The sequence below is a fragment of the Actinomadura roseirufa genome (genome assembly GCF_900659635.1).
Taxonomy (GTDB): Bacteria; Actinomycetota; Actinomycetes; order Streptosporangiales; family Streptosporangiaceae; genus Spirillospora; species Spirillospora roseirufa.
The window spans coordinates 23,720-30,441 of record NZ_CAACVB010000082.1; the positions used below are offsets into that span (position 1 = coordinate 23,720).

Genomic DNA, 6,722 nt, shown 5'->3' on the forward strand with positions numbered 1-6,722 from the left:
AGCCAGGGCGGCGCCGCCGGCCACGGGCGCGGCGCCCGCCGTCACCGCTCCACCGGTTCGCGCTGCCCGGAGCCGCCGGCCTCCCGGTCGAACCGGACCCCGGCGAGCACCGCGGCGACCACGACGCAGCCGCCGAGGGCACCGGCCGCGGACGGCACCTCACCGAGCAGCGCCCACGTCCACAGCGGCGTCATGGGGGCGTCGAGGACGTCCATCAGCGCCGCGTCCCTGGAGGGCACGCGGCCCGAGCCGAGGACGAGGCACACCCGTCCCAGCCCGAGCGTCACGACTCCGAACAGGGCGCACACCAGCAGATCGCGGGCCCCGCCCTCGAACCGCCCGGCGAAGGGCACGACGACGACGCCGCTGAGCAGGCACGCCAGGCCGGAGGCGGCGAGCATCGGCGTGTCACGGTGCGCGCGGGCGATGAGGATGACCCCCGCCACACAGCAGGTCATGAGCAGCGCCAGCCCCATGCCCAGGGCGTCCCCGGCGCCGAGCCCGCCGCCCGTCATGATCGCCACACCGGCGACCACCGCCAGGCCGCAGAACCAGAACAGCCGGGACGGGCGGCGGCGCAGGAACGCCCAGTGGAACAGGCCGACGATGATCGGGATCGTCGCGTACACGACCGAGACGTTGACGACGGTGCCCACCCGATAGGCGACGACGATGCTCGTCATGCCGACCGTGAACAGGGCCGCCACGGTCAGTGCGGGCCAGGTGAGACCGCGCCGGTCGAACAGGCGCTGCCCGGTGAAAACGCGGGCGACGACCCAGATCGACAGGGCACCGAACACGCCCCGGACGAACAGGACCTCCGGCAGCGGCAGGGACACGGCCCTGGTGAAGACGCCTATGGTGCTGAAGGACGCCGCCGATCCGAGCATCAGCAGCACCCCGTAGGCGCGCTCGCCGCGCGCTTCCCGCCCGGTCCCGGGTTCCCTGACTTCGATCGAGCTCACCGCGACGGTCCCCGTTCCGTAGGCTTTCCGAAAGGGCGGATTGGGAAGAAGGGCGAGCTAAAGGGCGTCTCCCGGCATCTGTCGCGCGGAACGCGCCCTGCGGTGCTGCGCCGCCTTGGCCCGGTTGCCGCAGGCGGCCATGTCGCACCAGCGGCGGCGGCGCCCCGCCGAGTGGTCGAAGAACCGGCCGCTGCAGTCGGTGCCCGCGCAGATCCGCAGCCGGTCGCGCAGGTCACTGCCGAGAATCTCGGCGGCGTCCAGTGCGATCGCGACGAGGGCGTCCCGGGCGCCGCCGGGCGCGCCCGCCGGGCGCAGCGCCGGCACGCCCCCGCTCAGGTCGAGCCTGGGCGGGCGGCCCGCGGACAGCGCGAGCCATTCGTTCACCGTGCCGGCGGCCTCGGCGGGGAACCGCTCGCCGCCCACCACCGCGCCGATGCCGGCGTCGATGGCCTCGCGCAGCCGCACCGCGTCCTCGAGCAGCGCCCCGTCCACGTCGGGACGGCCGGGGACGAGCTCGGCGGCACGCAGCCACGCGGCCAGGTCGGACGGCCGTTCGAGCAGCTCCCGGCCGCCGGCGAACCGATAGCGGCGGGTGTTGACGAAGTCCACGCTCGGACGCCCGCCGTACCACACCCACCCGAGCCGAGATCGCGCACCAGACATAACCACATATTAGGTTACGCGCGCCCTGGACGCATCCCCGGGCCATAAGTAACCATACATAGGGTTACTCGCCGGGTGGGTCCTTCTCCCGGCCGTCCGCCGAGAGGAGCGTGCGCGATGACAGAGGACGTGGACGAGGCCGCCCCGCGCGGCCGGTCGAGGCCGTGGCTGCTTGTGTGGCTGCTCGCCCTGGGGATGTTCGCGATCGGTACCGACCTGTTCATCGTCTCGGGGCTGCTGCCCACGCTCGGGCGCGACCTCGGGCTGTCCGAGGGGGCCGCGGGACAGACGGTGACGGCGTTCGCCATCACCTACGCGGTCGCCGCCCCGCTGCTGACCGGCGCCGCCGCGCGGGCCGACCGCCGCGCGCTCCTGCCGGGCGTGCTGCTGGTCTTCGCCGCCGGGAACCTCGTGTCGGCGACGGCGTCGTCGTTCGCCCTGCTGCTGGCCGGCCGGATCCTGACCGGCGCGGCGGCCGCGCTCTTCGCGGCCACGGCCTCGGCCGTCGCCGCCCGGATCACTCCGCGCGACCGGCGCGGGCGCGCCCTCGGCATCGTGTACGCGGGCATGACCAGCGCCATCGCGATCGGCGTCCCGCTCGGCAGCGCGATCGGGAACGTGAGCTCGTGGCGCTGGGCGTTCGGCTTCGTCGTCCTGCTGTCGCTCGGCACCGCGGCCGGGCTGGCGGCGTGCCTGCCGCCGCTGCCCGGCACGGCGGCGGCGAGCCTGCGGCGCCGCCTCGCGGCCGCGCGGATCCCGCACGCGCCGACGGCGATGCTGACGACGACGCTGTGGGTGGTCGGGACGTTCGTCGTGTACACCTACCTCGGCACGCTGCTGGACGACCGGACGCACGCGACCCCGTCACAGCGGACCTGGCTGCTGCTGCTCTTCGGCGTCGGGAGCTTCGCCGGGGTCATGGTGGGCGGGCGGCTCGCCGACCGCCTCGACGCCACGCGCGCGCTGGCCGGGTCGATCATCGTCCTCGCCGTGGTGCTCGCCGCGCTGGAGGCGGCGCTGCGCTCCCCCGCCGCCGCCGGAGCGGGGCTCGTCCTGTGGGGACTGGTGCACTGGGCGTCCTTCCCGCTGATCCAGCATCGCCTGATCACGATCGGCGGCCGGGACTCCGACATGCTGCTCGCGCTGAACAACAGCGCGGTCTACCTCGGGCAGACCGTGGCCGCCGTCACCGGCGGCCTGCTGGTGAACGCCGGGGCGCTCGGCGGGCTTCCGCTCGCCGGGACCGGTTTCCAGATCGCCGCCGTGGCCGTGCTGGCCGCCGGCGCCGCCGGGCACCGGGCCCGCGCCCGCGCCCGTCGTCAGGAGGCGCCGGATCCGGTGCCCGCGAAAAGCGTATAACCCGCGCAATGGGTAGCTTCCGGGCGGACGCGATGGTGCCCGAACGGAACGAGGAAGGAATGGAGCGGTCCAGCAATGGCCGTCCCGGACTCCCGATGATGAATCTGCGTCGCCTCAGATATTTCTCCCTGCTCGCCCGCGAACTCCATTTCGGACGAACCGCGGAACTCCTGGGAATCACCCAGTCCGCGCTGTCGCAGCAGATCAAGGCATTGGAAGGTGATATCGGAACCGACCTTATCCTGCGGCGCGGTGCCCGTGGGCTCGAACTGACCCGGGCCGGGCGCGCCCTGGCCGCGGAGGCGCACGCGATCCTCGGCCGCTGCGAGCATCTCGTCGCCCGTGTCCGGGAGATCGGCGCGGGCCGGATGGGGACGCTGAGCGTGTCCTTCAGCCCCTCGGGACCGCTGCTGGGCCAGCGCGACTTCATGGAGAGGTTCACCACCCGCTATCCGGGGATCGAGATCTCGACGAGCCTCGGGTGCACGGCCCGCAACGTGGAGCGGCTCCTCGACCGGGACGTCGACGTCGCGTTCGTGCGGCAGGTCGCCGGGCCGCCGCCGGTCCACTCGCTCGTGCTGAGCGAGCCCGAGCTGGTCGCCGTGCTGCCGCCCGGTCATCGGCTGGCCGACGCCCCGCTGATCGACCGCGGCCAGCTGCGCGGCGAGCCGGCGGTGCTGTGCGCCCGCCACCTCGGCGCCGAGGTCTACGACCACGTCATCGAGCAGGTGTGGGGCGGCTCGGGGCCGCGCGCCGTCCGCGAGGAGCCCGACCACGAGAACGTGTTCGCGGCCGTGCGGCAGCACCGGGGCGTGGCCGTGCTGGACCGGCCCGTCGCCGAGGACGGCGAACGCGACGGGATCGTCACGCGCCGGTTCGCCCCGCCCGTCCCGCGGGCCGGCGTGTGCCTGGCCTGGCATTCGGACCGCGTCGACCCCGTGGTGCGAAGCCTCGTCGATCTGGCCAAGGAGCACCGGCATTTCATTCGCACTCGAAAAAGAGGCCGCCCGCAGCGGAGATAAGCAGGGTCTAATGGCTGCATAAGGGCTGCTAATTGACTCGGCCTCGAAGCTCTCACTACGTTCGGCTTACCGTCGTGATTCGGAGAGGAGTTCACCACGTGAAGTCGAGTGAGAGCCAATCCGCCATCCCATATCCGTTCGACTCCCCGGACGGGCTCGACCTGCATCCGCATTATGCGGAGCTCCGCGCCAAGGACGAGCTGACCCGCGTGCGGCTCCCTTACGGAGACGAGGCGTGGATGTGCACCCGCCATTCCGACGTCCGCCAGGTGCTCACCGACGCGCGGTTCAGCCGGGCGGCCACCCTGACGCGGGACGAGCCCCGGGTCGGCGTGGACGTGGTCGACCGCGGCCTGCTGTCCATGGATCCGCCCGAGCACTCCCGGCTGCGCCGGGTCGCGGCGGCCGGGCTCACCCCGCGCCGGGCCGAGCGGCTGCGCCCGCGGACCGAGGAGATCGCCGACGGCCTCCTGGACGACCTGGCGCGGACCGAGCCGCCGGTGGACCTGATGGCCTCCTTCGTCTACCCGTTCGCGGTGACCGTCATCTGCGACCTGCTCGGCGTCCCCTACGAGGACCGCGAGGACTTCCAGACCTGGTCACAGGCCGTCGTGTCGACCACGTCGCTGACGCCCGAGCGGAGGGAGCGCTACATGGCCCGCCTCCACGCGTACATGGCCGAGCTCATCGCGCGGCTCCGCCGCGAGCCGGCCGACGGGCTGCTCATGGCCATGATCCGCGCCCGGGACGAGGAGCCCGGCCGGCTCACCGAGGACGAGCTGGTCCTGGTGGCCGTCCGGCTGCTGGCGCCGGGGGCGCAGAACACGGTCGTCACACTGGCCAACTTCGTCCGCATGCTGATCGGCCGGCCCGAGCGGTTCGCCGAACTGCGGGACCGGCCCGGGCTGATCCCGGGCGCGGTCGAGGAGCTCCTGCGCTACACGCCCTTCCACACCTCGACGATGTTCCCCCGCTACGCGACCGAGAAGACCACGATCGGCGCGACCGTGGTCCAGGAGGGCGAGGCCGTGGTCGGGTCGCTGTGCGCGGCCAACCGCGACGAGACGGTCTTCGGCTCGTCCGAGGAGCTCGACTTCCAGCGCGCCGACAACCCGCACCTCGCCTTCGGCCAGGGAGCCCACTACTGTCCCGGCGCTCACCTGGCCCGCATGCAGCTCCAGGTCGGGATCGGCGCGCTCGCCCGCCGGGTCGGCGGCCTGCGGCTCGCCGTCCCGGAGAACGAGCTCAGATGGAAGCGGGGCATGGTCGTGCGCTGGCTCGAAGAGCTGCCGGTGACCTGGTCCCGGATCACCTGACGTTGCCCGGCGTCCCCGTCCGCCGATCGAAGCCCGTGACCCGATCATGATGAGGAGGCTCTCTCCATGAGCGCTGTCCGGTCCGCTCCGTCGCCCACCGCGGCCGCGGCCCACGATCCCTTCCCGCTCCTCGGCACCGACGCCGTCGTCTTCGCTGTCGGCAACGCCCGCCACGCGGCGCACTTCTACCGCTCGGCGTTCGGCATGCGCGTCACCGCCTACCGCGGACCCGAGACCGGCACCCCGGACCTCACCTCGTTCGTCCTGGAGTCCGGGCAGGTGCGCCTGGTGGTGACCTCGCCCATCAGGACCGATACCGCGCGGGCCCGCAGGCTGGCCCGGCACGTCGCCGAACACGGCGACGGCGTCACCGACGTGGCGCTGTGGGTCCCGGACGCGCACGCCGCGTACGCCCACGCCGTCGGACGGGGCGCACGCGGCGTGGCCACGCCGTCCGAGGCGTCCGACGGGTTCGGCACGGTCACCCGCGCCACAGTCGCGGCCTACGGCGAGACCCGGCACACCTTCGTGGACCGCTCTCGGTACTCCGGCCCTTACCTGCCCGGATACGTGCCCCACGAGTCGGCGGCCGCGCTCCGCCGCGACCCCGCGCACGACCTGTTCGAGTCCATCGACCATGTGGTCGGCAACGTCGAGGCCGGCCAGATGGACGCCTGGCTCGGGTTCTACGAGCGGACCATGGGGTTCTCGCTCATCCAGGAGTTCACCGACGACGACATCGCCACCGAGTACTCGGCCCTGATGTCCAAGGCCCTGTCCGACCGGGGCGGCACGGTGAAGTTCAACGTGAGCGAGCCCGCCGCCGGCCGGCGGAGATCCCAGATCGACGAGTACCTCGAGTACTACGGCGGCCCGGGCGTCCAGCACATCGCGCTCGCGACCACCGACATCGTCGCGACGGTCCGCGCCATGCGGGCGGCGGGCACGGAGTTCCTGTCCACCCCCGACGCCTACTACGACTCGCTCGCCGATCGGGTCGGCGACGTCGGAGTGGACCTGGCCGACCTGCGCGACCTGGGGATCCTCGCGGACCGCGACGACGACGGCCACCTCTTGCAGATCTTCACCACGCCCGTGCAGGACCGTCCGACGGTCTTCTACGAGGTCATCGAGCGGCACGGCTCCAACGGCTTCGGCAAGGGGAACTTCCGGGCCCTGTTCGAGGCGATCGAGCGGGAACAGGCCCGCCGCGGCAACCTGTGACCGCCATGCCGGATCTTCCTGGAAGGAGCGGATGACATGGCGGTGTGGTTCATCACCGGCGCGTCCCGCGGGCTCGGCCTGGAGATCGCCCGCGCCGCGCTGCGCCGGGGCGACCGGGTGGCCGCGGCCGCCCGGAACCCCGAGACGGCGCGGCGGGCCCTCGGCGCCGGCGG

Annotated in this window: 7 protein-coding genes; 5 read left to right on the forward strand and 2 right to left on the reverse strand. The window is 73.0% G+C overall.

Translation table 11 applies throughout. The features are described from left to right. Window positions 1–41: 41 nt before the first annotated feature. Together E1291_RS18920 and E1291_RS18925 are read right to left on the reverse strand one after the other, a co-directional pair. Entirely contained in the window at window positions 42–965 is a 924-nt protein-coding gene (locus E1291_RS18920) for a DMT family transporter (RefSeq protein ID WP_131739154.1), read from the reverse strand. 57 nt (window positions 966–1,022) lie between these two features. Continuing rightward, on the reverse strand, window positions 1,023–1,628 hold the full coding sequence (locus tag E1291_RS18925) for a CGNR zinc finger domain-containing protein (protein ID WP_131739155.1): 606 nt from the start codon (window positions 1,626–1,628) through the stop codon (window positions 1,023–1,025). A 117-nt stretch (window positions 1,629–1,745) separates the two neighbouring features. Between E1291_RS18925 and E1291_RS18930 the strand changes: the two genes are divergently transcribed. The 5 genes from E1291_RS18930 to E1291_RS18950 all read left to right on the forward strand — a co-directional run. Further along, window positions 1,746–2,987 (forward strand): MFS transporter, encoded by a 1,242-nt coding sequence (locus tag E1291_RS18930; RefSeq protein ID WP_131739156.1) that lies wholly within the window; start codon window positions 1,746–1,748, stop codon window positions 2,985–2,987. 95 nt (window positions 2,988–3,082) lie between these two features. Next, window positions 3,083–4,009, forward strand: a complete 927-nt coding sequence (locus E1291_RS18935; protein WP_165495182.1) for a LysR family transcriptional regulator — start codon at window positions 3,083–3,085, stop codon at window positions 4,007–4,009. A gap of 98 nt (window positions 4,010–4,107) precedes the next feature. Next, complete coding sequence (locus E1291_RS18940; RefSeq protein WP_131739158.1) at window positions 4,108–5,325, forward strand: cytochrome P450; 1,218 nt, start codon at window positions 4,108–4,110, stop codon at window positions 5,323–5,325. Between the two features lie 66 nt (window positions 5,326–5,391). Then, window positions 5,392–6,549 carry a 4-hydroxyphenylpyruvate dioxygenase gene (hppD, locus tag E1291_RS18945; protein ID WP_131739159.1) on the forward strand — a complete coding sequence of 386 codons (1,158 nt, stop codon included), beginning with the start codon at window positions 5,392–5,394 and terminating at the stop codon, window positions 6,547–6,549. Window positions 6,550–6,585: 36 nt separating this feature from the next. Next, window positions 6,586–6,722: SDR family NAD(P)-dependent oxidoreductase (locus E1291_RS18950; RefSeq protein WP_131739160.1), on the forward strand; the 137-nt coding region annotated here is incomplete at its 3' end.

Coding starts and splice junctions, on each gene's coding strand:
- E1291_RS18925 (WP_131739155.1), bottom strand. CDS start 1,628: ATGTCTGGTGCGCGATCTCGGCTCGGGTGGGTGTGGTACGGCGGGCGT.
- E1291_RS18930 (WP_131739156.1), top strand. CDS start 1,746: ATGACAGAGGACGTGGACGAGGCCGCCCCGCGCGGCCGGTCGAGGCCG.
- E1291_RS18935 (WP_165495182.1), top strand. CDS start 3,083: ATGATGAATCTGCGTCGCCTCAGATATTTCTCCCTGCTCGCCCGCGAA.
- hppD (WP_131739159.1), top strand. CDS start 5,392: ATGAGCGCTGTCCGGTCCGCTCCGTCGCCCACCGCGGCCGCGGCCCAC.